Here is a 23813-nt window from a genome sequence, read left to right as displayed (position 1 = left end):
CTACTCGGCTCCTTAGCCGGCTCCTTACTCGGCTCCTTCCTCTCGCGCAGCAACAGGATTGGTTCGGCGGGCCCGGTCATCCGCTGGGCGAACGCGCCGACACACGCCGACGCACGTCGGCGACAGACGGACGCGGGTCAGACCTCCGGGCGTAGCATCGGCGGGTTGAGCAGCGTGGCTCCCCCGGCCCGGAAGAGCTGGGCCGGCCGGCCGCCCTGGCGGGTGGTCGTCCCTCCCGTCGGCACGAGGAAGCCCGGGGTGCCTGTCACCTTGCGGTGGAAGTTGCGCGGGTCGAGAGCCACGCCCCACACCCCTTCGTAGACCCGACGCAGTTCGCCGACGGTGAACTCGGGCGGACAGAACGCGGTCGCCAGCGAGGAGTACTCGATCTTCGAACGGGCCCGCTCCACTCCGTCCGCGAGGATCTGGGCGTGATCGAAGGCCAGCGGCGCCACCGGCTCTCCGTCACGGCCGTAGCCGCCCTGCTGCAGCAGTTCCTCCACGGGCGCCCAACGGGCGTGGTCGGCATCACCGCCCGCCCGAGGCGCGGGCAGGTCGGGAGCCAGGGCGAGGTGCGCGACGCTGACGACCCTCATCCGCGGGTCACGCTTGGGGTCGCCGTAGGTCGCGAGCTGCTCCAGATGCGCACCGTGGTCCTGGACCGGGGCGACCGGGTCGTGCACGCACAGTCCGGTCTCCTCGGCCAGCTCCCGCGCCGCCGCCTGCGCCAGATCCTCGTCCTCCCGTACGAAACCTCCGGGAAGCGCCCACCGGCCCTGGAACGGCGGCTCGCCCCTGCGCACCGCCAGCGCGCACAGGGAGTGGCGGCGCACGGTCAGCACGACCAGGTCAACGGTGACGGCGAAAGGCGGAAAGGCTGACGGGTCGTAGGGCATGCCGCGATCATAGTCGTCTGCCTGACGATAAACACTCCCTTCTCCGGTCTCATCGATGGCTGATCCGCATCGGTCCTCCGCTCCCCCGCGAGCCACGCCGGCGTTCGTTCACGGGCGCTTCTCGGTGGCGCCGCTCCCCCGGTCGGTGCCCGGCCTCTCGGCACCCCGGCGACGTGCTCCACCCCGTCCCGAGGTGCGCGTACACGGGCGCCCCGGTGCCCTGGAGAGGCCCGGGCGCGCGCTGTCGGTCCGTGAGGTCCGGGGGCGCGACCCGGCCGGCACGGCTTCGCCCACGCGTGTCCGGCGACGACGGCGGGACGCCGGGTCAGGCGCCGCCGGGACGGCGCCGCCATCGGTTCCGCTCGCCTCGTGCGGCACGGCGGCATCCCCGTCGTCCCCGGCGCCCTCATCGCCCTCATCGCCCTCAGCGGCCACGTCTCCCCTTGCTGCCGCGGCGCCCCCTACTGCCACGTCGCCCCGTGCTGCCCTGTCGTCCCCGACGGCCGGCTCGCCCCGCGGGGTGTCGACCTCGGCCGCTCTCGCGACGGGACCCGCGTCCGGGACCGTCGACCGTGCGCGCCCTTGGCGCTCCGTGCGCAGGCAGCGCCGGACCGACTCGGGGTCCAGCCCCTCGTTGCAGGCCTGGTGCAGGAGCCGGGCGAAGAGGTAGTCGGGGTCCGCGCCCAGAGCCATGGCCAGGGCCTCCCGGGCCTCCAGCTGGTCCCCGGCCGACCAGGCCACCCAGCCGGCCAGGGTCAGGGGCGCCGCGGCGTGCTCTCCGTACGGGCCGACACAGCGGCGGGCGAGCGCCCGCCACAGCCGCAGGGCCGGCTCGGCCTCGTCCCCCTCCATCCACGCCGCGGCGCGGTCGCGTGTCGTACGGTCCTGGAGGCCGAGGATCAGTGACGCCGCTTCCTCGTGGTCGAGCAGTTGGTCGTCACGGAGGTCCGCACGGACGGTACCGGGCAGGACGGGCGCCTCGGCGAACCGGGTCATGACGCGCTCGGCGAGAATCAGGGTCTCCTCGGCCACCGACGCGCGCTCGGCCTCGTCGAGGATCCTGGGCACCAGGGACAGGCCCGCGGCGTCCAGGGCGATCTCCTGTTCCAGGGCCGCGGCGGTCTCCCAGGGCAGCATCCTGGCCCGCAGCTCCTTCAGGCTGCCCCTGACCTGGATGCCCGCGTACGCCGCCGCGGCGGCCAGCACCGAGGTGCCGGGCAGTCCCATGGGCAGCCCTTCGCCGGGACAACATCCCTCGGTCGGGCAGCAGTACGACCAGAAGCGCCCGCCGGAGATGCACAGCGCCTCGATCACGGGGACGTCGAGACGGCCGCATTCCGTACGCAGTTTCTGGGCCAGCGGCTCCAGCCTCCGCACGACGTCGCGTCCCGACTCGCCCGCTGCCGGCTCCTGGCAGAGGAAGGCCACCATCTGCTCGGGCTTGGCACCCCTGCGCTCGCTTCCCGCGATCAGGCCGTGGGCCAGCTGACGGGCGGCGAAGGGCCAGTCGTCCGTGCTGGCGGGAATGCCGAGCCGGGCACGGCCGCCGAACCGGCCGCGCCCGCCCCGGTCGTTCAGCGCGACCAGGACGATGCTGTCCTCGGGGCGGTACCCGAGCAGATAGGGCAGGGCGTCGGCGAGTTCGGCCGGGGTACGGAGGGTGATCTGGTGTTCGGGGGCGGATCCGTCGTACGCGATGTCCCCGTTTTCGAAGGATCCGGTCGTTTCGCTGTGATTCGTCATGTGATGACGATCTCGCGGAATGCAAAAGTCCGCTTGAGCCTGTGGACAACTCTGGACGAGGACACGTCAGCCGCATCCCTCGCGCCTGCTCCGGCCCGCCGACCGCAGGATCCCGACCGCCGATTCCTGGCCACCGCTTCCTGGCCACCGCTTCCTGGCCACCGCTTCCTGGCCACCGGGCTCCCGACCGCCCCGGCTTTTCCCGGTTGTCACTGCCGTCCTGTTGTATGGAACGCATGGAGCACACGAGCAACGCCGACCTCCGGAAGGCGGCCGACACGGTCCTCGCCCGCCTGGTCGCCGACAGCACGGGCACGGCCCGACTGCGCGAGGACCAGTGGAAGGCGATCGAGGCCCTGGTCGCCGACCGGCGCCGGGCCCTGGTCGTGCAGCGCACCGGCTGGGGCAAGTCCGCGGTCTATTTCGTGGCCACCTCCCTGCTCCGGGCACGCGGAAGCGGCCCCACCGTGATCGTCTCCCCACTCCTCGCCCTCATGCGCAACCAGGTCGAGGCCGCTGCCCGCGCCGGCATCCACGCCCGGACGATCAACTCGGCGAACACCGAGGAGTGGGACACCGTCCAGAGCGAGATCGCCGAAGGGGCGGTCGACGTCCTCCTGGTCAGCCCGGAGCGGCTCAACAACCCGGACTTCCGCGACCAGGTCCTGCCCAAGCTCGCCGCCGCGACGGGACTCCTCGTGGTGGACGAGGCGCACTGCATCTCCGACTGGGGCCACGACTTCCGCCCGGACTACCGGCGGTTGCGCACCATGCTCGGCGAGCTCCCGCCCGGCGTCCCCGTCCTCGCCACCACCGCCACCGCCAACGCGCGCGTGACCGCGGACGTCGCGGAACAGCTGGGGACCGGCGACGCCTCGGACACCCTGGTGCTGCGCGGCCCGTTGGACCGGGAGAGCCTCAGCCTGAGCGTGCTGAGGCTGCCGGAGGCCGCGCACCGGATGGCCTGGCTCGCCGACCACCTCGACGACCTGCCGGGTTCCGGAATCGTGTACACGCTCACGGTGGCCGCGGCCGAGGAGGTCACCGCGTTCCTGCGGCAGCGCGGCCACACCGTCGCGTCCTACACGGGCAAGACGGAGAACGCCGACCGGCAGCAGGCCGAGGAGGACCTGCTCGCGAACAAGGTCAAGGCCCTGATCGCCACCTCGGCGCTGGGCATGGGCTTCGACAAGCCCGACCTCGGCTTCGTCGTGCACCTGGGGTCACCGTCCTCCCCCATCGCCTACTACCAGCAGGTGGGCCGCGCGGGCCGCGGCGTGGAGCACGCCGAGGTGCTCCTGCTTCCCGGGAAGGAGGACGAGGCGATCTGGGAGTACTTCGCGTCGCTCGCCTTCCCCTCCGAGGATCTGGTGCGCCGCACCCTCGACGTGCTCGGCCGCACGGAGGGGCCGTTGTCGCTGCCCGCCCTGGAGCCCCTGGTCGAGCTGCGCCGTTCCCGGCTGGAGGCGATGCTCAAGGTGCTCGACGTGGACGGAGCGGTCAAGCGGGTCAAGGGCGGCTGGATCGCGACCGGCCGGCCGTGGACGTACGACGCGCAGCGGTACGAGTGGGTGGCCCGGCAGCGGGAGGCCGAGCAGCAGGCGATGCGCGAGTACGCGGCGGCGACGGACTGCCGGATGAAGTTCCTGCAACGCCGGCTCGACGACGACAGCGCCCGGCCCTGCGGCCGTTGCGACAACTGCGCGGGCACCCGGTTCACCGCGGACACCTCCACCGGGGCGCTGGACGCCGCGCGCGTGGACCTCGGCCGGGCCGGTGTGGAGGTGCAGCCCCGCCGTATGTGGCCGACGGGTCTGCCGGCGGTCGGCGTCGATCTCAGAGGACGCATCCCGGCCGGTGAACAGGCCGCTGAGGGAAGGGCTTTGGGACGCCTTTCGGACATCGGCTGGGGCAATCGGCTGCGGCCGATGCTCGCGCCCCGCACACCCGACGCTCCCCTGCCGGAGGACGTGGCGCGGGCCGTGGTGGGCGTGCTGGCCGACTGGGCGAAGGGATCCGGCGGCTGGGCCCCTGGCGCGGCGGACGCGGGGCCGCGTCCGGTCGGCGTGGTCACCATGCCCTCTCGCACCCGGCCCCGGCTGATCCACTCCCTGGGCGCGCATATCGCGGAGGTCGGCCGCCTGCCGCTGCTGGGCGGCGTGGAGTACACGCCCGACGCGCGCCGGGTGCCGCGGAGCAACAGCGCCCAGCGTCTGAAGGCCCTGGACGGGGCGCTGACCGCACCGCCCGCTCTGGTCTCCGCCCTGGCCGCCAACCCGGGCCCGGTGCTGCTCGTGGACGACTTCACCGAGACCGGCTGGACCCTCGCGGTCGCCGCCCGCCTGCTCAGAAGGACCGGTACGCAGGCGGTGATGCCACTGGTCCTGGCAGTGCAGGGCTGACGGGGCAGGCCCGCGGCCCCTGTGCACGGCGCGGGCGGTCCCGGGAGTCGCGGGAGGAGCGCCGGGTAGGGATATATGCCATGGGTCAGCCGATAACGGCCGGTGCCCTCAATTGCTCGTTGCCGCATCCAAGTTCGACAGGAAGAATTGAACTCCGCTCCCCGCACGGCTCAGCCGTTGGCCGGTAGGGCTCTCCTGCGGTGTGCGCTCCCCCGAATCCGACCCCGCGCGCAGTGTGGGCGCACAGCCGAAGGGAGGAACGTGACCTTCGGATTCGCTCCGTCCTCGGCGGCATCGCTGTCGACGTCCGCCGCCTCCGTCCACCGTGTACTCGAACCCGCGGAGTGGGCGGCCGCGGGCATCCCTCTGCTGCGCAATCCGCGGGAGGTCGTCAGCGGACTGCACGCCCGGCACCACCCCAGGCCGGCCACCGCCGTGGTCGCGGTCCTCGACCCGGACGAGCGGCTGCGGGCGAGCGCCTCCTTCGCGCGTCGGCAGGCATCTGCCGACGGCTGGATGTTCCGCAACGCGCTGCTGGCCCAACTGCGCCAGATCATCCCGCACGATCTGCGGCGCCGCACCCCGGTACGCACTGCCGTACTGCTCTACTGCCGTGACGGGGACGCGCGTTGGACCGAGGAGGACGGTGCGTGGATGTGGGGACTGCGTGACGCCTGCACGCTGCACGGGCTGCGCTGCGGGGCGTACATCACGCTGACCCGGGACGGCTGGCAGGTTCTCGGCGAGGGCCGCGGTGGCCGGCGGCCGCACGCGCACTCGGCACCCGAGCCCTTCGGTGCCGCCGAGGCCCCGTCCCCGCTGCCGCGCACCGGCGGCGCGGCCTCCGAGGTGCTGCGCCGCGCGGCGGCCCGCTGACGGACGGCACACCCCGGTCGTCCGCCCATGCCGGACGGCCAAGCGGAGTGCGCACGACGAAGACCCCGCCACCGGCAGGACGGCGCGGCGGACACGACGTCGCCTTCCCTCGGCCCCCCGGCGGGCTCACGACCACCCGAGGAGAGCTCAGGACCGCCGGACGGCCTCGAAGCCGCACAGGCTCGAAGCCACGCGGGCTCAGGACCGCCGGACGGACCGGCCGCGGCTCAGACAGCCGCGCCCAGCACCGAGTTGATCTGCTGCGGGTCGCCGCAGACGACCAGCAGCGCGCCGGCCTTGGTGTGCGCCAGCGTCAGGGCCGTGGCAGCGGCGGCCTGGGTGCCGCCGTTGACGGCGACCACGACCACCGGGCGGGACGCGGCACGCGAGGCCACGGCGGCGTCCGCGTAGAACACGTCGTCGCGCGTGTCGTGCTGCGCCCAGTAGGACGTCTCACCGAAGGACAGTTCGTGCGCGGCCCACGGATGCGGCTCACCGGTGGTGATCACCAGTACGTCGCCGGGGGCACGGCCCGACTCCAGGAGCAGGTCGACTGCTTCCTCGGCGGCGTCGAGCGCGCCGTCGGCGGAAGCCGGGACCATCTGGATCTGCGGGGCCGCCGAGGCGGCAGGGGCGGTCGGCCGGGACGGCCCGGACTTGGCCGGGGCCGACTCCCGCGGCGCGCGCTGCGCCGGCGGCGCGGGCCGTGCGGGACCTGGGCGCCCGGGGCGCGGCGGGGCCGCGGGACGGGGGCCGGGAACGGGGCGAGGGGTCGGCGCGGTGCGTCCGGCGGACGGCGTGGCGCGGGGACCCTGGGCACTCTCGTGAATCTGAGGCTCCTCGGGAATGAGAGGCATGAGCTGATGTTTATCAAACGTTGGTGCGGCTCGCGTGAGCGGGTGGCACATCGGGCCGAGGGGAACGATCAGAAGTCGAAGCCGAGCTGGCCCTCGACCTCCGGAACGCCTCCGTCTGCCCGGACGCGGACCTTCTTGAGGTGCCGCCACCGGGGCAGCGCATCAAGATACGCCCACGACATCCGGTGGTACGGGGTGGGTCCCCGCTCCTCCAGCGCGGCCTTATGCACGGGCGACGGATACCCGGCATTGGCCGCGAAGCCGAAGTCTGCATGCTCGACACCCAGTTCGGCCATCATTTTGTCGCGGTGAACCTTGGCGATCACCGACGCCGCGGCGACAGCCACACACGACTGGTCGCCCTTGATGACCGTACGGACCCTCCAGGGGGCGCCGAGGTAGTCGTGCTTCCCGTCGAGGATGACCGCGTCGGGAGGGATGGGCAGCCCCTCCAGGGCGCGCACGGCTGCGAGCCGCAGCGCCGCCGTCATCCCCAGGTCGTCGATCTCCTCCACGCCGGCGTGCCCGAGAGCGTACGCGGTCACCCACTCCTGCAGTACCGCGGCGAGTTCGGTGCGTCGCTTGACGGTCAGCAGTTTGGAGTCGGTGAGCCCCACGGGCGGCCGGCGCAGTCCGGTGACCGCCGCGCAGACGGTGACGGGTCCGGCCCAAGCGCCGCGCCCCACCTCGTCGACACCGGCAATGACCTTCGCTCCGGTCGTGGCCCTGAGGGAGCGCTCGACGGTGTGAGTAGGTGGTTCGTACGGCATGGCGCCCTTAGCGTACGCTGCCCCGATCCTGCTGCGACACCCTGGTTCCCTCATGAGCCGGGGCGTCCCGCACCCGGGCGGTCAGTGGCCGGTCGGGGACGACGACGGAACCGCCGTCCGGCCGGTCACCCCTTAGGGAATACGGCCCGATTATTCGCTCGCGCACATTCCGGCGTGGCGCGTCACAACGATCCGGACGACCTCGCGCACAGGGCCGTTCGCCGCCCCGGACCTCACTTTCCCGGCCGTGTTCCAGGGGTGAAGACGTCCGCAAGGAAACTTGCCCGTCGACTCAACCGCCCCTCGGAGATCAGGCCTGGAAGCGATGCGCCCCCTTCAGGTCGCATTCGTGAATCCATGTGCGAAGCGCGCGGCCGCGACGCACCGGCCACTCGCCCCCTGCACGGGCAACGGCCCGCGAAGCGGAGATCACAGGGGCAGCACAGATCACAGGGACGACGGCACCCAGCCGGGCAGCGCCTCCGTACGCCGCACCCACTCGACGGGCGGGGCCCCGGCCTTCCCCGAGGCGAGCACGCCGCCCACGATGGCGCAGGTGGTGTCCACATCACCGCCGACCCGGGCGGTCGTCCAGAACGCGTCCTCGAAGTCGGCCGGAGACCGGGCGGCCGACCAGAGCGCGAAGGGCACCGTGTCGTGCGCCGTCGTGCGCCGTCCGCAGCCGAGGACCGCGGCGACGGTGGCCGCGTCGTCGTAGTCGAGCATGTCGCGGGCGCGCCGCAGACCGGCGCCCACAGCGCTCCTGGCCGGTACGAGGTCGATGACGCCGCCGAGCAGTGCCTCCGCGTTCGGCGGGCCACCGGGGGCGGCGGCCAGCGCGGCGGCCGCGGCCACGGCCATGGCGCCCACGACGGCCTCACGGTGCTGGTGGGTGGGGTAGGCGGAGATCTCGGCCTGGTGGGTGGCCTGCTCCGGGTCGTCCGCGTACCAGGCGCCGAGCGGTGCCGTGCGCATCGCGGCGCCGCTCCCCCACGACCCGTGCCCCTTGAACAGCGCGGGCGCCAGTGTGCGCCAGTCGCCGCCCTCGCTGATCCGCCGCAGCAGCCCGGCCGTCCCCGCGCCGTACCCGCGCTCCGGTGCGTGCCGCCGGGCGAAGGACTGCGCCAGGGCGTCCTGGTCGACCCGGTGGTGGGCGGCCAGGACGGCGATGACGGAGCAGGCCATCTCGGTGTCGTCCGTCCACTGCCACGGGCCGGACGGCAGCTCGCGGCGTCTGAGCAGCGGGTGGTTCACCGGAGCGAAGAACTGCGAGCCCAGCGCGTCCCCCACCGCGAGCCCGCGCGCGCTGGCCAGGGCGCGCTCCAGGCGTACGCCCGGAGAGGAGTCAGAGGTCATCGCTCAGCCGCTCCATCCAGTGATCCCGTACCATTCCGGCTCACGCCATCGCTCGAACGGACGGTCGAGCGTGTACTTGCCGTCGTCCCCGAGAACGAGCATCCGCATCTCGGCGTTCCCCGGGTTCGAAAGGCTCTCGAACTCGCCGACGGTCCAGTGGAACCAGCGCATGCAGAAGAGCCGCATCGCCAGACCGTGGGTCACCAGGAGCACGTTGGGCGGGTGGTCGGGCTCCTCGAAGCTGCGGAAGAGGCTCTCCAGGAAGCCGCCGACCCGGTCGTAGACGTCGGCGCCGGACTCGCCCTGGGCGAAGCGGTAGAAGAAGTGCCCGTAGGCGTCCCGGTAGCTCTTCTGAAGGCGCAGGTCGTCGCGGTCCTGCCAGTTCCCCCAGTCCTGCTCGCGCAGCCGCGGCTCCTCGCGCACCCGTATGAGGTCGGGGTCCAGTTGGAAGGCGCGGAGGGTCTCGTGGGTGCGCCGGTAGGGGGAGACGTAGACGCTCACGCGTTCGGGTCCGAACAGTTCCCGCAGTTCCTTGCCGGTCTCCTCCGACTGTCGCCGGCCCCGCTCGGTGAGCGCCAGCGCGTGGTCGGGTTCGCGCTCGTAAACGGAGTCATCGACGTTGCCCGTGGACTCGCCGTGCCGGACAAGGATGATGCGCCGTGGTCGTGCCATGCCAGAACAGTAGATCGGGTGGGTGCCGATCGAGGACTCGCGCGGGCCTCGTACGGCGCAGATCACACAGGTCGCGCGGCGCGCGGCGCACCGACCCGCGGGCCCCCGTCCGCCGTCAGACCGTCCAGGTGCTCTCGAGTTCCACGATGTCACCGGTGAGCGACGCTATGTCGGCCTCCGTCTGGGCGCGCAGCGCCAGGCGCTCCACGCGCTCCGTGCGGTACTTGCCGTGCTCGGCGGAGGACTGCCACATGGACAGTACAAGGAACTCGTTGCCTGGGGCCTCGCCGAACAGGCCGCGCACCATGCCGGGCGAGCCGGCCATCGCCGGGTTCCAGACCTTCTCCTGCATCAGCGTGAAGTGCTCGGCGCGCTCCTCGTGGACCCGGCAGAGGGCGACCCGCAGCAGGTCGGCGTCAGAGAAGCGGGGTTCGAAGCCCGTCTTCACGTCGAACCGGTGGTCGAACAGCCGGACCTGGGCGTCCTTGAAGGTGGCGGCCTGTGCCGCCGCCAGCCGGTCGTGGGAGCGGGCCATGAACGAGTCGTAGAAGGCACGGCTCTCCCAGAAGGCGAAGATGTGCGCGACACTCGGCCGTGCCCGGCTCCACCCGCCCCCCTGTCCCCGAAACCCCGGCTCCCCCAGAAGCCCCGCCCACTTCCGCTGCCCCCGCTCGAAGCCCCGGCGGTCCACCACGGTGCAGCGAATCCACTTGACCAGCACCGCGCCATCGTAAGGCCCTGGGACGTGGCATCGGTCACTCCCGTGGGGACAGCGCCCGCGCAAGCGCCCCCGCGCGGGTGGCACGATGGACAACAGGCGTCCTTGGAAGGGAAGTTGAGGCAGAGGGGCGCACGGGCCGAGCAAGGGGGAGTCGGATGAGCGGACTCAGCAAGGGGATCGGCAAGGTCGAGGTCGCGGTCAAGTGGGATCCCAGTCCCGCCGGGCAGCCACCCACTGATCTGGATCTGGTCGCCGCGACCTACCAGGCCGGCGATCCGCAGGGTGATCCGGCCTACGTGGTGCACTTCGACAGCCGCTCCCCGGACGGCACCATCTTTCTCAACCGGGACAGCAGGGACGGCCAGGGCTTCGGATGGGACGAGGTCATGATGCTGGAACTCGACCGGCTCGACGACAGCTACGCGCGCGTGGTGGTCGGCGTCGTCATCCAGCAGCGTCCGGTGCGCCGCACCTTCGCCGGCGTACTCGCTGCGGGAATGCGCGTCCGCGAGGGCTACACCGTCCTCGCCGAGGACGACTTCGGCGGTGTGCTCGCCGCGACGGCTGCCACCGTCGCGGAGTTCGCGCGGAACGAGGCGGGCACCTGGGAGTTCCGCCCCGGCGTCCACGGCTTCGCGGACGACCCGGAGACCTTCCTCCGCGACATGGGCCGGGCGCGCCCGTCGTAGCCGACACGCGTAAGGGGCGCGGCCAATGGCCGACGCCCCTTACTTCACGGCGTACCCGTCAGGTCAGCTGCAACCGCTGGTCGAACCGCAGCCCTCGCAGATGTAGCAGGAGCCGGCCCGCTGCATCTTCGTACCGCAGGAGAAGCACAGCGGGGCGTCGGCCTGGATTCCCAGCTGCATCTCCACCAGCTCGGCGCTGGTGTGCGCCTGCTGGGGAGCGGGCTTGGCCACCTCGACCTCGGCCTTCGGCGCGGCGACCGCCTTCAGGTCGGTCTGCCGGGGCGCCGACTGGGCCAGGCCCTCGACGTCGAGCTCGTCGTCGGTCGGCTCGTAGGAACCGGTCTCGAGGTGGCGCTGACGCTCCTCGGCGGAGTGGATGCCGAGTGCGGAGCGCGTCTCGAAGGGCAGGAAGTCCAGCGCCAGGCGGCGGAAGATGTAGTCGACGATCGACTGCGCCATCCGCACGTCCGGGTCGTCGGTCATACCGGCCGGCTCGAAGCGCATGTTGGTGAACTTCGAGACGTACGTCTCCAGCGGCACGCCGTACTGAAGGCCCACCGACACGGCGATCGAGAAGGCGTCCATCATTCCCGCGAGCGTCGAGCCCTGCTTGGACATCTTCAGGAAGACCTCGCCGAGACCGTCGTCCGGGTAGGAATTGGCGGTCATGTAGCCCTCGGCGCCGCCGACCGTGAAGGAGGTGGTGATGCCGGGCCGGCCCTTGGGCAGACGCTTGCGGACCGGGCGGTACTCGACGACCTTCTCGACCGCGCTGCGGATCGTGCCCTCGGCCTTCTCGGTGATCTCGGCCTTCTCGTCCTCCTTCTTCTTGGCGGAGAGCGGCTGGCCGACCTTGCAGTTGTCGCGGTAGATGGCGAGCGCCTTGACGCCCAGCTTCCACGCCTCGAAGTAGATCTCCTCGACCTCCTCGACGGTCGCCGACTCCGGCATGTTGACCGTCTTGGAGATGGCGCCGGAGATCCACGGCTGGATCGCGGCCATCATGCGGACGTGGCCCATCGGCGAGATGGCGCGCTCGCCCATGGCGCAGTCGAAGACCTCGTAGTGCTCCTGCTTGAGGCTGGGAGCGTCGACCACGTTGCCGTGCTCGGCGATGTGGGCGACGATCGCCTCGATCTGCTCCTCCTGGTAGCCCAGGCGGCGCAGGGCCTGCGGGACGGTGCCGTTGACGATCTGCATCGAGCCGCCGCCGACCAGCTTCTTGAACTTGACCAGCGCGAGGTCGGGCTCGACACCGGTGGTGTCGCAGGACATGGCCAGGCCGATCGTGCCGGTGGGCGCGAGGACGGACGCCTGGGAGTTGCGGAAGCCGTTCTTCTCACCGATCCGCAGCACGTCCTGCCAGGCCTCCGTGGCGGCGGCCCAGACGGGCGAGTCCAGGTCGTCCATGCGGACGGCCGTGGCGTTGGCGTCGGCGTGCTGCTTCATCACCCGCAGGTGCGGCTGGGAGTTGCGGGCGTAGCCGTCATACGGGCCGACGACCGCGGCGAGCTCGGCCGAGCGCCTGTAGGCGGTACCCGTCATCAGGGAGGTGATGGCACCGGCGAGGGCGCGGCCGCCGTCGGAGTCGTAGGCGTGGCCCGTCGCCATCAGCAGCGCGCCGAGGTTGGCGTAGCCGATGCCGAGCTGGCGGTACGCGCGCGTGTTCTCGCCGATCTTCTGGGTCGGGAAGTCCGCGAAGCAGATGGAGATGTCCATCGCCGTGATGACCAGCTCGACGACCTGGGCGAAGCGCTCGACCTCGAAGGACTGGTGGCCCTGGCCATCGTCCTTGAGGAACTTCATCAGGTTCAGCGAGGCGAGGTTGCAGGACGTGTTGTCCAGGTGCATGTACTCGCTGCAGGGGTTCGAGCCGTTGATGCGGCCGGACTCCGGGCAGGTGTGCCAGTGGTTGATCGTGTCGTCGTACTGGATGCCCGGGTCGGCGCAGGCCCAGGCGGCCTCGGCCATCTTCCGGAACAGGTCCTTGGCGTCGACCTGCTCGATGACCTCGCCGGTCATCCGCGCACGCAGACCGAACGAGCCACTCTGCTCGACCGCCTTCATGAACGTGTCGTTCACGCGAACCGAGTTGTTGGCGTTCTGGTACTGGACGGAGGTGATGTCATCACCGCCGAGGTCCATGTCGAAGCCCGCGTCGCGCAGGGCGCGGATCTTCTCCTCCTCCGTGACCTTGGTCTGGATGAAGTCCTCGATGTCGGGGTGGTCGACGTCGAGGATGACCATCTTGGCCGCGCGGCGGGTGGCGCCGCCGGACTTGATGGTGCCGGCGGAGGCGTCGGCGCCGCGCATGAAGGAGACGGGCCCGGAGGCGTTGCCGCCGGAGGAGAGCAGCTCCTTGGAGGAGCGGATGCGGGACAGGTTCAGGCCGGCGCCGGAGCCGCCCTTGAAGATCATGCCCTCTTCCTTGTACCAGTCGAGGATCGACTCCATGGAGTCGTCGACGGACAGGATGAAGCAGGCGGAGACCTGCTGGGGCTGCTTGGTGCCGACGTTGAACCAGACGGGGCTGTTGAAGCTGAAGATCTGGTGCAGGAGGGCGTAGGCCAGCTCGTGCTCGAAGATCTCGGCGTCGGTGGGCGAGGCGAAGTACTTGTTGTCCTCGCCGGCCTGCCGGTACGTCTTCACAATGCGGTCGATCAGCTGCCTGAGGCTGGTCTCGCGCTGCGGGGTGCCGACGGCACCGCGGAAGTACTTGCTGGTGACGATGTTGACCGCGTTCACCGACCAGAAGTCGGGGAACTCGACGCCACGCTGCTCGAAGTTGACCGAGCCGTCGCGCCAGTTGGTCATGACGACGTCACGGCGCTCCCAGGCCACCTCGTCGTACGGGTGCACGCCGGGGGTGGTGTGGATGCGCTCGATACGCAGCCCCTTGCCTGCCTTGGTGCCCTTGGCTCGGGAACCTCGTGCCGGGCCGCTCGCCGTCTCTGTCATGCCGCCTCCCTGTACGGGCGTAAACGCCCTGAAGTGCCCCTGTTGTTCCGGGGCACGGTGTTCTGTCTGGTGCCGCGGGCACCCTCGCTGCCACCCGCGACAGGTCTTCCTCACCGCCGCCGAGCCGGATCCGGACGCGCCGTCCGGATCGGCCCGCTCCTCAGTCGGCGGTGCCTGCGGGCAGGGGGACCTCAGCCGTCCCACCACGCCCGCGGCCGTCTTCCTGGCCGCCCACGCCAGGGCAGTCGCCGTCCTGCGCGGCGGGGCGCCCCGTTCCTTCTCTGAGTTCCGCGATGGCGGACTCGAAGTCCTCGAGCGAGTCGAACGCCCGGTAGACGGACGCGAACCGCAGATAGGCGACGAGGTCGAGCTCCTTCAGGGGGCCGAGTATGGCGAGCCCCACCTCGTGAGCGGCCACCTCGGCGCTGCCGCTGGCGCGCACCGCCTCCTCGACCCGCTGGCCGAGCTGGGCGAGCGCGTCCTCGGTGACGGGCCGCCCCTGGCAGGCCTTGCGCACACCGTTGATGACCTTGATCCGACTGAAGGGCTCGGTGACCCCGGACCGCTTGACCACGATGAGCGAGCACGTCTCCACTGTCGTGAACCGACGGGAGCAGTCAGGGCACTGGCGGCGCCTGCGGATGGACGTGCCGTCGTCCGTCGTACGGCTGTCGACCACGCGGCTGTCGGGGTGCCTGCAGAAGGGGCAGTGCATGGGACTCCAACCCTCCTCACAGCAGACTCATGGGCCTCGCCAGGCTCATGGGCCCCGCGAAGCAGGCACAAGCATAGGCGATGAACTGCGGCCCGAAGACCGGGGGGAACACAATCTGTGGGCCGCTGTAGCCATCCAACCACTACATGTGGGGATTGACTCCCTACGGGCAGGCGATGCGCGCGTGTCGCGCGAATGCGACCGGACGCCGGGCGGCAGAGCCACCACGGGCAACGCGCCACTGACGTCCAATCCCGCGGAGGGAGCTTACGGAGATACCGTGAGCGCCGCACGGAGGACGCGTGGGACTCCCGGGCAGACCGGAGGCGGTACCCGACTGAAGGGGCACCGGATGACAGACTGGGGCGGCACGCGGCACCTTACGAGGCGGCCGTCCCGGCGGTGAAGAGTACAACAATGAGCCCTTTTGCCCGCCGGGGACCACATTGCCCATACACCCAGATACGGATTCAAGTCCGGCTGACGGCCTTTTTTCACTCGAACGTGTGTTTGGCGCAACCTTTCGAAAGCAACTACCGTTGTGCCGGAGGGAGACCATCGAGAGGGGCCGACGTGACCACCACCGCAGACAGTGCCACCATCACTGCCCAGGACCGCTCCCAGGACCGACTCGAGCCGGTGCATGCGATGAACGAAGCCACGAATCCAGAGGGGCACAAGCGCTCCCTGCCGGGCCGACCTCCGGGGATCCGGGCGGACAGCTCGGGCCTCACCGATCGCCAGCGCCGGGTGATCGAAGTCATCAGGGACTCCGTGCAGCGGCGCGGCTACCCACCGTCCATGCGGGAGATCGGGCAGGCGGTCGGCCTCTCCAGCACCTCCTCGGTCGCACATCAGCTCATGGCGCTCGAGCGCAAGGGTTTCCTGCGGCGCGATCCGCACCGTCCGCGGGCGTACGAGGTCCGCGGCTCGGACCAGGCCACCGCGTTGCAGCCGACGGACACGGTCGGCAAGCCGGCCGCGTCGTACGTCCCTCTGGTCGGCCGGATCGCGGCCGGTGGCCCCATCCTCGCCGAGGAGTCGGTCGAGGACGTCTTCCCCCTCCCCCGGCAGCTGGTCGGTGACGGAGAGCTGTTCGTCCTCAAGGTCGTCGGCGACTCGATGATCGAGGCCGCGATCTGCGACGGCGACTGGGTCACCGTCCGCCGTCAGCAGGTCGCCGAGAACGGCGACATCGTGGCCGCGATGATCGACGGCGAGGCCACCGTCAAGCGCTTCAAGCGCGAGGACGGCCACGTCTGGCTCCTCCCGCACAACGCGGCCTACGAGCCGATCCCGGGCGACGACGCGACCATCCTCGGCAAGGTGGTGGCGGTGCTGCGGCGCGTGTGAGAACCGCGTCGGGCACACTCGCCCACCTGCCCCCTTGATCGGGCCCCGGGACCCCTGCGCCGGTTCCGGGGCTCCGTGCTGTGTACGGCCCCGTAGGGGCCGGCCCCGGTCACCGCGCTTCCGGAGTGCGGGGGTAGCCTGACCGGCGCCGGTCAGGCTACCCCCGCGCTCAGTTCCCCTCCTGCTCGGCCACCGCGTTGATGGCCGCCAGCGACTTGCGCACCTGGTTGCGGTCCGTGGTGGACCAGAAGTCCGGCAGCGACGCCTTCAGATAGCCGCCGTACCGGGCCGTCGCCAGGCGCGGATCCAGTACGGCGACCACGCCGCGGTCCCCCGACGCCCGTACGAGACGTCCGGCGCCCTGGGCCATGAGGAGCGCGGCGTGCGTGGCGGCCACCGCCATGAAGCCGTTGCCCCCGGCGTCCTCCACGGCCTTCTGGCGGGCGCTCATCACCGGGTCGTCGGGGCGGGGGAACGGGATCTTGTCCATGACGACCAGCTGGCAGCTGGGCCCGGGGACGTCCACGCCCTGCCAGAGCGACAACGTGCCGAAGAGGCACGTCCTGGGATCCGCCGCGAAGTTCTTGATCAGTTCGCCCAGCGTCTCCTCGCCCTGGAGCAGGATCGGGAACTCGGGGATACGGCCGCGCAGCTCCTCCGCGGCCAGCTGGGCCGCCCGCATGGAGGAGAACAGGCCGAGCGTGCGCCCGCCCGCCGCCTGGATCAGCTCCGTCAGCTCGTCGAGCATGTCGCCCCGGTCACCGTCCCGCGCGGGCCGCGACAGGTGCTTGGCGATGTACAGGATGCCCTGCTTGGGATAGTCGAAGGGCGAGCCGACGTCGACGCCCTTCCACTGCGGCGCGTCGTCGCCCTCGGTGCCCTCCGGCGCGAGCCCGAGGGAGGCGCCGACGCCGTTGAAGTCGCCGCCGAGTTTGAGGGTCGCGGAGGTCAGGACGACGGAGCGGTCCGCGAAGAGCTTCTCCCGCAGCAGGCCCGAGACGGACATGGGCGCGACGCGCAGGGAGGCGCCGAAGCGGTCGTGGCGCTCGTACCAGACGACGTCCCACTCGGAACCGTTGGTGATGCGCTCCGCGACGTCGTGCACGTTCTCCACGGAGGCCAGGGCCTGTTTGCGGACGGCGTCCTCGTCCTGGACCGACCTGTCCCGGGTGGCGCCGAGCGCGGAGATGACGTTGCGCGAGGCGTCCCGCAGGGCCAGCAGCACATAGCCGAGGTCCTCGGGGATCTCCTCCAGACGGCCCGGCAGGGCGAGCTCCATCAGACGCTCGAAGCCCTCGGCCGCGGTCTGCAGCTGATCGGCGGCCTTCTCGTTCACCAGCTTGGCGGCGCGGCGCACCGCGCGGTTGACCTGGCCGGGGGTGAGCTCTCCGGTGGCGACGCCGGTGACCCGGGAGACGAGTTCGTGCGCCTCGTCGACGATGAGCACCTCATGCTGCGGGAGGACCGGCGCGCCCTCGATGGCGTCGATCGCGAGCAGCGCGTGGTTGGTGACGACGACCTCGGCGAGCTTGGCGTGCTCCCGGGCCATCTCGGCGAAGCACTCGGCGCCGTAGGCGCACTTGGAGGCGCCCAGGCACTCCCGCGACGAGACCGACACCTGTGCCCAGGCCCGGTCGGACACTCCGGGCGCCAGGTCGTCGCGGTCGCCGGACTCGGTCTCGTCGGCCCAGTCACGCAGCCGCAGCAGGTCCTGGCCCAGCTTGCTGGTGGGCGCGGCCGCCTCGAACTGGTCGAACAGCCCCTCCTCCTCGTCCTGTGGCATGCCCTCGTGCAGGCGGTGCAGGCACAGATAGTTCGACCGGCCCTTGAGCATGGCGAACTCCGGGCGGCGGCGCAGCAGCGGGTGCAGGGCGTCGACCGTGCGCGGCAGGTCCCGCTCGACGAGCTGGCGCTGGAGGGCGAGGGTCGCAGTGGCCACGACCACTCTCTCCCCATGGGCCAGGGCGGGCACGAGGTAGCCGAGGGACTTTCCGGTGCCGGTGCCGGCCTGGACCAGCAGATGCGAGCCGTCGTCGATCGCGTCCGCGACGGATTGGGCCATGGTCACCTGGCCGGGGCGCTCCGTACCGCCGACGGCGGCGACGGCGGCATGCAGGAGTTCGGGGAGGGAGGGCTTCGTCATAGCGCGACCACCCTACGGCTCGGGACCGACAATCGGGCGATCAAGGCGGGGACCGGTGGCTGGGTATCTCCCCCGCGGGTCCGGCGGGGTGGGAACCGGATCGGGCCGAGAGGTGTACCAGAAGTGATGACACTGTGGCTCATGGTCACAGCAGATCGCGCAGGATCCGGTCGCGGATCATGAGGGCGGCCCGCTTGTCGGGCAGGTCGACCTCGGCGGCGAACCGGAAACCGGCGCTCAGAAATGCGGCCAGGGAGGGTGCGTTGCGAAGGTCGGGTTCCGCGAGGACGCGGGCACATGTGCGGCGTCGATCGAGCACCAGGTCGGCCACGGCTCTGAGCAGGGTGCTGCCGAGCCCCCGCCCACGGTCGGCGACCCCACCGACGAGGAGATGGATACCGGTGTCGTGCGGGCGGGCCGGGTAGTACCGGGCCAGCGGATCGAGGTCGGCCCGGTAGATCTCCCAGTAGCTCATCGGCGTGCCCTCGAGCAGCCCGAGACAGGGGACGCTGCGGCCGTCGCCGCCGAGTTGCGCGAGCAGATGGGCCTCGGTCACACCCCGCGGCCCCGACAGCTGCCAGAACTCCGCGACGGCGGGGTCGTTCATCCAGCGACTGATCAGCGGTAGGTCCCGCTCGAGCCGGACGGGAACCAGCTGGAAGGCGCCCGCGGGTGTGGGGGTGGGCCCCCAGTCGCCCACGCTGTCGAGCAGGTCGGCCATGGCCGGGGTGCCCGTCCTGTTCGCCGCTCGGAAGCGCGCGACGAAGTCGTCCGGCAGGCGCAGCTCGAGGGTGTCCTCTCCCTCGGCACCCGCCTCGGTCGGACGGGGGTGGGGAGCGGTGGCCGGCCCTTGCCCGGTGGCGGCGCCGGCATCGGTGGGAGGCATGGCGCGCTCCTCTCGGAAGACGGGTGTGCGGAAGGCGGGAGTCGGAGTGTGGATCAGAGGTACAGGGGGTTGGCGATGGTGACGTAGACGGACTGGGTGTCGACCGGGCCGACGAGTTCGTCGAGGCCGTGCAGCCGGGTCAGCAGGTTGGCCTTGCAGCGCAGGACCGGGGAGTCGAGCAGGCGGGCCGGCAGGGTGGAGCGCGTGCGGGTGGGGCCGGAGGCCGCGTCGGCGAGGAAGCGGCGGAAAGCGGCCAGCAGCAGCCGCTCGTCGGCGAGCCGTTGGGAGCCGAAGGCGCCGATGAGACCGAACACGTTGTTGACGGCCAGGTAGTAGGCGAAGCGTTCGTCGGTGACGTCGTCGGAGACGAAGGTGTCGCTGTGCTCGCCGATGCCGGGCAGCCTGGCGTCGAGTTCCGCGTGCCGGGAGACGCGGAAGTAGTAGCCCTGGTTGTCGCGGTAGCGACCGCCCGCCGGCCAGCCTTCGTCGTCCAGCAGGAGCAGCGTGTTCTGCTGGTGCGCCTCCAGGGCGACTCCGGCCTCGCCGTCCAGCCACAGCACGGGGCGGACCACCTGCTCGAGGTAGCGCAGGAACCACTCGGTGGCGACGGCTCTCGACGGGCGGCCGGTGCGGACGGCGAGGCCGGTGACGACCTCGGCCAGGCGGGACCGCAGGGAGAGCGGGGCACCGGCCCGGGGGTAGGGCCGGGGTGCCACGAGTCCGGCGACGCAGGAGACGTCGTCCCACGGGTCGAACGGGTTGTGCCGGATCACCACGTCCAGACCCGGCACGGGTGCTCCGTCCTGGTCCACGGCCAGCCAGGCCGGGTCGCGGACGATGTCGAAGCCGGGGTGGGCGGCGCGCCACTGCTGCGAGAGGCCGCTGCGCAGCAGCCGGTGGACCTCGACACCGCGGTGCAGTTCCTTGCGGAGGTTCTCACGACGGGAGTTGGTGATGCGCAGGCCCAGTGACAGCTTGAGCGTGGCGGCCGCGCCGGTGCGGTGGACGGTGCGTACGGAGGAGGTGGGGTGCCAGGGCGGCCCGTAGGGACCCAGGTCGCGCAGTAGACCCGCGTCGAGCAGGGCCGCCGTACCCGGGCGGTGGCGCATCTCGCCCCACTGCCACGGGTGCAGCGGCAGGGCGGTGTATCCGTCGGGCAGGGGCAGCCCCGCCCCGGCGAGCCGGGCGGTGAGCAGGCCGGCGGGCACGGTCCGGCCGCGTTCGGTCCAGGCCGAGTCGGTGGCGAGTACGGAGTGGGCGACCGCCATCCAGTGCAACGGGAAGGAGCCTCGCAATTCGGGCGAGTAGTGGCGGACTTCGGTTTCCGACAGGCCTTCGCGGCTCTTGGGGGTCGGGTGCAGCGGGTGTCCGAGCAGGAGGGCCTGCTCGGCGGAGAGGAAGCGGTCGGTTCCGTCGCTGGGACGGTGCCGGCGGTCGCGCAGGAAGAGGGTGGTGCCACGAACGGAGTCGGCGACACGGGCGACGAGGTCCAGGGCGGCGGTGTCGGAGGGCTCGGCCGAAGTCCGGTTCGCGAACGGGTCGACGGCTGTGGGCGCCGGCGAGGTCCTGGGGGCACGGTTCCTGGCGCGTGCTTCCCGCACGAGCAGCGTGGCGACCGTGACGGCGTCGGCCGGCGGGGCGTCCTCCGGCGCGTCGGCCAGGTAGGGCAGGCCGAAGCGGTGCCAGCCCGTCGGGGACCAGTGGTGAACCGGGACGAGCAGGGCCGTCCCGCTGGTCCTGAGGGGGATACGGAGGGTGCCGTAGCCGGGGGCGGCGGTGCCGGTCTCGCGCACCCAGCAACGCAGGAGGTTCTCCACGGCCGCGGCCTGGGCGGCGGTGTGCGGGTCAGAGTGCTCCAGGGGGTCGGTGGCCGTGCCGTCGGGCTGCGGGGCGGCCGCAGTCCTTCTCGCCTGCAGGGGGAACTCCTCGGCCGGGTCGTGGGTGCGGGAGCGGCCGTAGGAGGTGGAGGTGAGGTTCAAGACGGCTCCTGAGGGTGACGTTCGGGTCGACCCGTCCGGCAGCTGACGGACCGGCCGGGCGGTGGTGGAGGCGACAGTGGAGACAGCGGTGGAGGCAGCGGCGGTGCGATACGGACCAAGCGGTGGGGCGGCTGGGCGGGCGGTCGTTTCTTCAGCGGTCCATCCGGTCCCGGGGCCCGGAGGCTGGGGTTCGGCAGGCGCCGGGCTACGGGCCAACGGGCTGCGGACTACGGACGGCGGACGGCGGACGGCGGACGGCGGACGGCGGGCGGCGGACGGCGGACGGCGGACGGCGGACGGCGGGCGACGGGCGACGGACGGCGGACGGCGGACGGCGGACGGCGGGCGACGGGCGACGGGCGACGGGCGACGGACTATGGGCAACGGACGACTCGTCCGGGCCGCCTCCGGCACCACTGCCTCGGTCCGGGCGGCCGAGCGGCGTTGGTGGCGGCGTCGGCGTCGGGCCTGCTCGCCCCGGGCGGCGTCCGTCGATGGACGCGGGCGGGGCTGCTACCCCGCGCCTTCCGGGCGGCCGGTGGGGCTCGGCTGCCTCCGAGAGATCCGGCGCTCCTGACCGGCTCGGCCGGTGTGGCTCCGGGCCGCCGCCTCGACCGCGTCGGCCAGGCGGCCGAGCACGGCGGCGACCTGCTCGTCGGTGATCGTCAGCGGGGGAAGCAGACGTACGACGCTTGCGTGGCGGTCACCGAGTTCGACGATCAAGCCCCGCCACAGGCGCTCCTGTTGGACGGTCGCGGCGAGTTCGGGTGCGGCGGGACGGGGCTCTAGGACGCGGGGCAAGCCCGCCCCGCCGCCGCTGTCCCACTCGGGCGCACCCTCCGGGTTCACCAGTTCGAGGCCGATCATCAGCCCCCGTCGCCGCACCTCGCCGATGCAGGGGAAGTGGCTGGCCAGGCCGCGCAGTTGGGCCAGCATGTGGACGCCGAGGGAAACCGCGCGTTCGACGAGGCGGCTCTCCCGGACATGAGCCAGGGTGGCCGTGCCCGCGGCCATGGCGAGCTGGTTGCCGCGGAACGTCCCCGCATGGGCGCCGGGTTCCCGGACGTCAAGGTCGTCTCGGTAGACCAACACGGCCAGCGAGGCGCGCCCCTCCGCGGACGCGCACCTGCCGGGCGCAGACTCCGTCACGGTCACGGCTCTTCGTCCTCCCGCTGTCCCAGGGCGTCGGCCCGCCACTGACGCGAGGCGCAGGCCTCACGCTGCCGGGCGGGTCGCCGCCCGCGGCACGGGTCCCGGACGCGGACATCAGGACCCTCACCGCTACAACCCCGGACGGTCCGCACGGTTACGGGTGCGCTCAAGATCCCTGCTGCTATGGAAGGTTGCCCGGTCGACGCCCACGGCCGCGGACGGCCCGTGACGGAACCGTCGCCCGTAGCGAAACCGTTGCCGTCCCGTCGGCGGTCCCCCACGCCGAACGCATAGTGTGTGGTGCCGTTCGCGCACGCCGTGGGATCAGGGTGAACTGGGCCCGATCTCAGGGTGAGAATGCCGCGGCAAGCAGCAAGTCCGTTCACAGCAGGGGGAGTCAGAGCATGCGACCCATACGCCCGTTCTTCACCACGTGTCGAGGAGGGGGCGCCCGCCGTAGAACCTCACCCGCGCTGACCGCCGTCACCCTGGCCTCCGCGCTCGCGCTCTTCGCAACCGCCTGCGACTCGGGCGACAGCGAGGCCGACGGCCGGCCCTCCTCCGCCGCGACCGCCGACGACTCGGGCGTGACCGGCGACGGAAAGATCAAGATCCCGGACGATGTCAGGAAGAAGCTCAAGGAACACGGGATCGACATCGACAAGTGGAAGAACGGCGCCTGGAAGGACTGGAACCAGGACGACTGGCTCCGTGAGGCGAAGGACTTCGTCAACCCGATCATCAAGGACCTGTGGGATCCCGACCGGATGCGCCGCGCCAAGGACCCGGACAAGGGCGTCGACGACAACGACCTCTCCGGCGACCAGGGTGTCACCGACCCGACCCCGGCCCCGGTGACGGCGCGTGCGGTCTCGCCGACGTACCACGCGAACGCGGCGACGGCGGGCAAGGTGCTCTTCGACGCCCCCGAGGGCACGATGGTCTGCTCGGCGACGGTCGTTCAGGACCCGGCGCACCCGGGCAAGTCGAACCTCGTGTGGACGGCCGGCCACTGCGTGCACGCCGGCAAGAAGGGCGGCTGGTACCGCAACATCGCGTTCGTGCCGTCGTACAACGACGCGGGCCGCAGCACCGCCGACCTCCAGAACGCCACCAAGGACGAGGTCGCGCCGTACGGCGTGTGGTGGGGAGACTGGGCGCAGACCTCGGATCAGTGGATCGAGCAGGGCGGTCCGACCGGTGGGCAGGGTGCCCCCTACGACTTCGCCGTCATCCATGTGACGCCCGAGCAGGGCGGCGACGGCAAGTCGCTGGAGGAGACCGTCGGCACGGCGCTGCCCGTGGACTTCGCCGCCCCGGCCGTGCCGCAGGTGCGGAGCATGACCGCGACCGGCTACCCGGCCGCTCCGCCGTACGACGGGCAGCGGCTGTACCAGTGCCAGGACAAGCCGGGCCGGTTGTCGCTGAACGCCTCGGACCCGACGATGTACCGCATCGGCTGCACCATGACCGGCGGCTCCTCCGGCGGCGGCTGGGTGGCGACCGGCTCGGACGGCAAGCCCGCTCTGGTCTCCAACACCTCGATCGGCCCGGTGACGGCCGGCTGGCTGGCGGGTCCGCGCCTGGGCTCTGAGGCCAAGGGCGTGTACAACGCGGTCAGCGGGAAGTTCGCCGGACAGTAGGC

17 protein-coding genes and 1 pseudogene are annotated in these 23813 nt (G+C 71.7%); 5 read left to right on the top strand and 13 right to left on the bottom strand.

The genetic code is table 11. The features are described from left to right. Nucleotides 1-137: 137 nt before the first annotated feature. Both ACIHCX_RS05140 and ACIHCX_RS05135 read right to left on the bottom strand, forming a co-directional pair. A complete protein-coding gene (locus tag ACIHCX_RS05140; RefSeq protein WP_400026719.1) occupies nucleotides 138-896 on the bottom strand; it encodes an NUDIX domain-containing protein in 759 nt (252 codons plus the stop codon). Between the two features lie 108 nt (nucleotides 897-1004). Further along, nucleotides 1005-2639: a DUF4192 domain-containing protein gene (locus ACIHCX_RS05135; RefSeq protein WP_400026717.1), complete on the bottom strand. Its 1635-nt coding sequence runs from the start codon at nucleotides 2637-2639 to the stop codon at nucleotides 1005-1007. A gap of 236 nt (nucleotides 2640-2875) precedes the next feature. Here ACIHCX_RS05135 and ACIHCX_RS05130 point away from each other — a divergent pair, with 236 nt between their 5' ends. Further along, nucleotides 2876-5041, top strand: coding sequence for a RecQ family ATP-dependent DNA helicase (locus ACIHCX_RS05130; RefSeq protein WP_400026715.1), 2166 nt, complete (start codon nucleotides 2876-2878; stop codon nucleotides 5039-5041). A gap of 261 nt (nucleotides 5042-5302) precedes the next feature. Continuing rightward, nucleotides 5303-5917 carry a hypothetical protein gene (locus tag ACIHCX_RS05125; RefSeq protein WP_400026713.1) on the top strand — a complete coding sequence of 205 codons (615 nt, stop codon included), beginning with the start codon at nucleotides 5303-5305 and terminating at the stop codon, nucleotides 5915-5917. A gap of 227 nt (nucleotides 5918-6144) precedes the next feature. Here ACIHCX_RS05125 and ACIHCX_RS05120 read toward each other — a convergent pair whose 3' ends face one another. The 5 genes from ACIHCX_RS05120 to ACIHCX_RS05100 all read right to left on the bottom strand — a co-directional run bounded on the left by ACIHCX_RS05120 (nucleotide 6145) and on the right by ACIHCX_RS05100 (nucleotide 10293). After that, on the bottom strand, nucleotides 6145-6774 hold the full coding sequence (locus ACIHCX_RS05120; protein ID WP_400026711.1) for a hypothetical protein: 630 nt from the start codon (nucleotides 6772-6774) through the stop codon (nucleotides 6145-6147). A gap of 68 nt (nucleotides 6775-6842) precedes the next feature. Then, nucleotides 6843-7544: a ribonuclease HII gene (locus ACIHCX_RS05115; protein ID WP_400026709.1), complete on the bottom strand. Its 702-nt coding sequence runs from the start codon at nucleotides 7542-7544 to the stop codon at nucleotides 6843-6845. 447 nt (nucleotides 7545-7991) lie between these two features. After that, on the bottom strand, nucleotides 7992-8900 hold the full coding sequence (locus ACIHCX_RS05110; protein WP_400026708.1) for an ADP-ribosylglycohydrolase family protein: 909 nt from the start codon (nucleotides 8898-8900) through the stop codon (nucleotides 7992-7994). Nucleotides 8901-8903: 3 nt separating this feature from the next. Continuing rightward, nucleotides 8904-9572, bottom strand: coding sequence for a histidine phosphatase family protein (locus tag ACIHCX_RS05105; protein ID WP_400026707.1), 669 nt, complete (start codon nucleotides 9570-9572; stop codon nucleotides 8904-8906). Between the two features lie 115 nt (nucleotides 9573-9687). Further along, a complete protein-coding gene (locus ACIHCX_RS05100; protein WP_400026705.1) occupies nucleotides 9688-10293 on the bottom strand; it encodes a YdbC family protein in 606 nt (201 codons plus the stop codon). 155 nt (nucleotides 10294-10448) lie between these two features. On the opposite strand from ACIHCX_RS05100, the gene ACIHCX_RS05095 reads away from it, so the two are divergent. Then, a complete protein-coding gene (locus ACIHCX_RS05095; protein WP_400026703.1) occupies nucleotides 10449-10982 on the top strand; it encodes a TerD family protein in 534 nt (177 codons plus the stop codon). Nucleotides 10983-11045: 63 nt separating this feature from the next. Here the strand turns inward: ACIHCX_RS05095 and ACIHCX_RS05090 are convergent, their stop codons facing one another. After that, nucleotides 11046-13940 carry a vitamin B12-dependent ribonucleotide reductase gene (locus tag ACIHCX_RS05090; RefSeq protein ID WP_400026701.1) on the bottom strand — a complete coding sequence of 965 codons (2895 nt, stop codon included), beginning with the start codon at nucleotides 13938-13940 and terminating at the stop codon, nucleotides 11046-11048. Nucleotides 13941-14100: 160 nt separating this feature from the next. After that, nucleotides 14101-14655, bottom strand: coding sequence for a transcriptional regulator NrdR (gene nrdR / locus ACIHCX_RS05085; protein WP_400026699.1), 555 nt, complete (start codon nucleotides 14653-14655; stop codon nucleotides 14101-14103). Nucleotides 14656-15228: 573 nt separating this feature from the next. On the opposite strand from nrdR, the gene lexA reads away from it, so the two are divergent. Beyond that, on the top strand, nucleotides 15229-16008 hold the full coding sequence (lexA, locus tag ACIHCX_RS05080; RefSeq protein ID WP_400026698.1) for a transcriptional repressor LexA: 780 nt from the start codon (nucleotides 15229-15231) through the stop codon (nucleotides 16006-16008). Nucleotides 16009-16177: 169 nt separating this feature from the next. Here the strand turns inward: lexA and ACIHCX_RS05075 are convergent, their stop codons facing one another. The 4 genes and pseudogenes from ACIHCX_RS05075 to ACIHCX_RS05060 all read right to left on the bottom strand — a co-directional run. Continuing rightward, nucleotides 16178-18151 carry an ATP-dependent DNA helicase gene (locus tag ACIHCX_RS05075; RefSeq protein WP_400026696.1) on the bottom strand — a complete coding sequence of 658 codons (1974 nt, stop codon included), beginning with the start codon at nucleotides 18149-18151 and terminating at the stop codon, nucleotides 16178-16180. A 145-nt stretch (nucleotides 18152-18296) separates the two neighbouring features. Further along, entirely contained in the window at nucleotides 18297-19037 is a 741-nt protein-coding gene (locus ACIHCX_RS05070) for a GNAT family N-acetyltransferase (RefSeq protein ID WP_400026695.1), read from the bottom strand. 53 nt (nucleotides 19038-19090) lie between these two features. Further along, nucleotides 19091-21016, bottom strand: coding sequence for an IucA/IucC family protein (locus ACIHCX_RS05065; RefSeq protein ID WP_400026694.1), 1926 nt, complete (start codon nucleotides 21014-21016; stop codon nucleotides 19091-19093). A gap of 513 nt (nucleotides 21017-21529) precedes the next feature. Next, nucleotides 21530-22126 (bottom strand): annotated as a pseudogene (locus ACIHCX_RS05060) (aminotransferase class III-fold pyridoxal phosphate-dependent enzyme); the annotation flags it as partial. Between the two features lie 446 nt (nucleotides 22127-22572). Here ACIHCX_RS05060 and ACIHCX_RS05055 point away from each other — a divergent pair. Continuing rightward, on the top strand, nucleotides 22573-23811 hold the full coding sequence (locus ACIHCX_RS05055; RefSeq protein WP_400026693.1) for a trypsin-like serine peptidase: 1239 nt from the start codon (nucleotides 22573-22575) through the stop codon (nucleotides 23809-23811). Nucleotides 23812-23813: the final 2 nt, after the last annotated feature.

The sequence above is a fragment of the Streptomyces sp. NPDC052043 genome, assembly GCF_044548235.1.
Lineage (GTDB): Bacteria > Actinomycetota > Actinomycetes > Streptomycetales > Streptomycetaceae > Streptomyces.
Note: the sequence above shows the minus strand (reverse complement) of the source record. Positions and strands in the feature narration are given on the sequence as shown.

Bases quoted from the DNA above. Each gene is read 5' to 3' on its own strand.
- ACIHCX_RS05140 (WP_400026719.1), bottom strand. From the start codon at position 896: ATGCCCTACGACCCGTCAGCCTTTCCGCCTTTCGCCGTCACCGTTGAC.
- ACIHCX_RS05135 (WP_400026717.1), bottom strand. From the start codon at position 2,639: ATGACGAATCACAGCGAAACGACCGGATCCTTCGAAAACGGGGACATC.
- ACIHCX_RS05130 (WP_400026715.1), top strand. From the start codon at position 2,876: ATGGAGCACACGAGCAACGCCGACCTCCGGAAGGCGGCCGACACGGTC.
- ACIHCX_RS05120 (WP_400026711.1), bottom strand. From the start codon at position 6,774: ATGCCTCTCATTCCCGAGGAGCCTCAGATTCACGAGAGTGCCCAGGGT.
- ACIHCX_RS05115 (WP_400026709.1), bottom strand. From the start codon at position 7,544: ATGCCGTACGAACCACCTACTCACACCGTCGAGCGCTCCCTCAGGGCC.
- ACIHCX_RS05110 (WP_400026708.1), bottom strand. From the start codon at position 8,900: ATGACCTCTGACTCCTCTCCGGGCGTACGCCTGGAGCGCGCCCTGGCC.
- ACIHCX_RS05105 (WP_400026707.1), bottom strand. From the start codon at position 9,572: ATGGCACGACCACGGCGCATCATCCTTGTCCGGCACGGCGAGTCCACG.
- ACIHCX_RS05095 (WP_400026703.1), top strand. From the start codon at position 10,449: ATGAGCGGACTCAGCAAGGGGATCGGCAAGGTCGAGGTCGCGGTCAAG.
- ACIHCX_RS05090 (WP_400026701.1), bottom strand. From the start codon at position 13,940: ATGACAGAGACGGCGAGCGGCCCGGCACGAGGTTCCCGAGCCAAGGGC.
- nrdR (WP_400026699.1), bottom strand. From the start codon at position 14,655: ATGCACTGCCCCTTCTGCAGGCACCCCGACAGCCGCGTGGTCGACAGC.
- ACIHCX_RS05075 (WP_400026696.1), bottom strand. From the start codon at position 18,151: ATGACGAAGCCCTCCCTCCCCGAACTCCTGCATGCCGCCGTCGCCGCC.
- ACIHCX_RS05070 (WP_400026695.1), bottom strand. From the start codon at position 19,037: ATGCCTCCCACCGATGCCGGCGCCGCCACCGGGCAAGGGCCGGCCACC.
- ACIHCX_RS05055 (WP_400026693.1), top strand. From the start codon at position 22,573: ATGCGACCCATACGCCCGTTCTTCACCACGTGTCGAGGAGGGGGCGCC.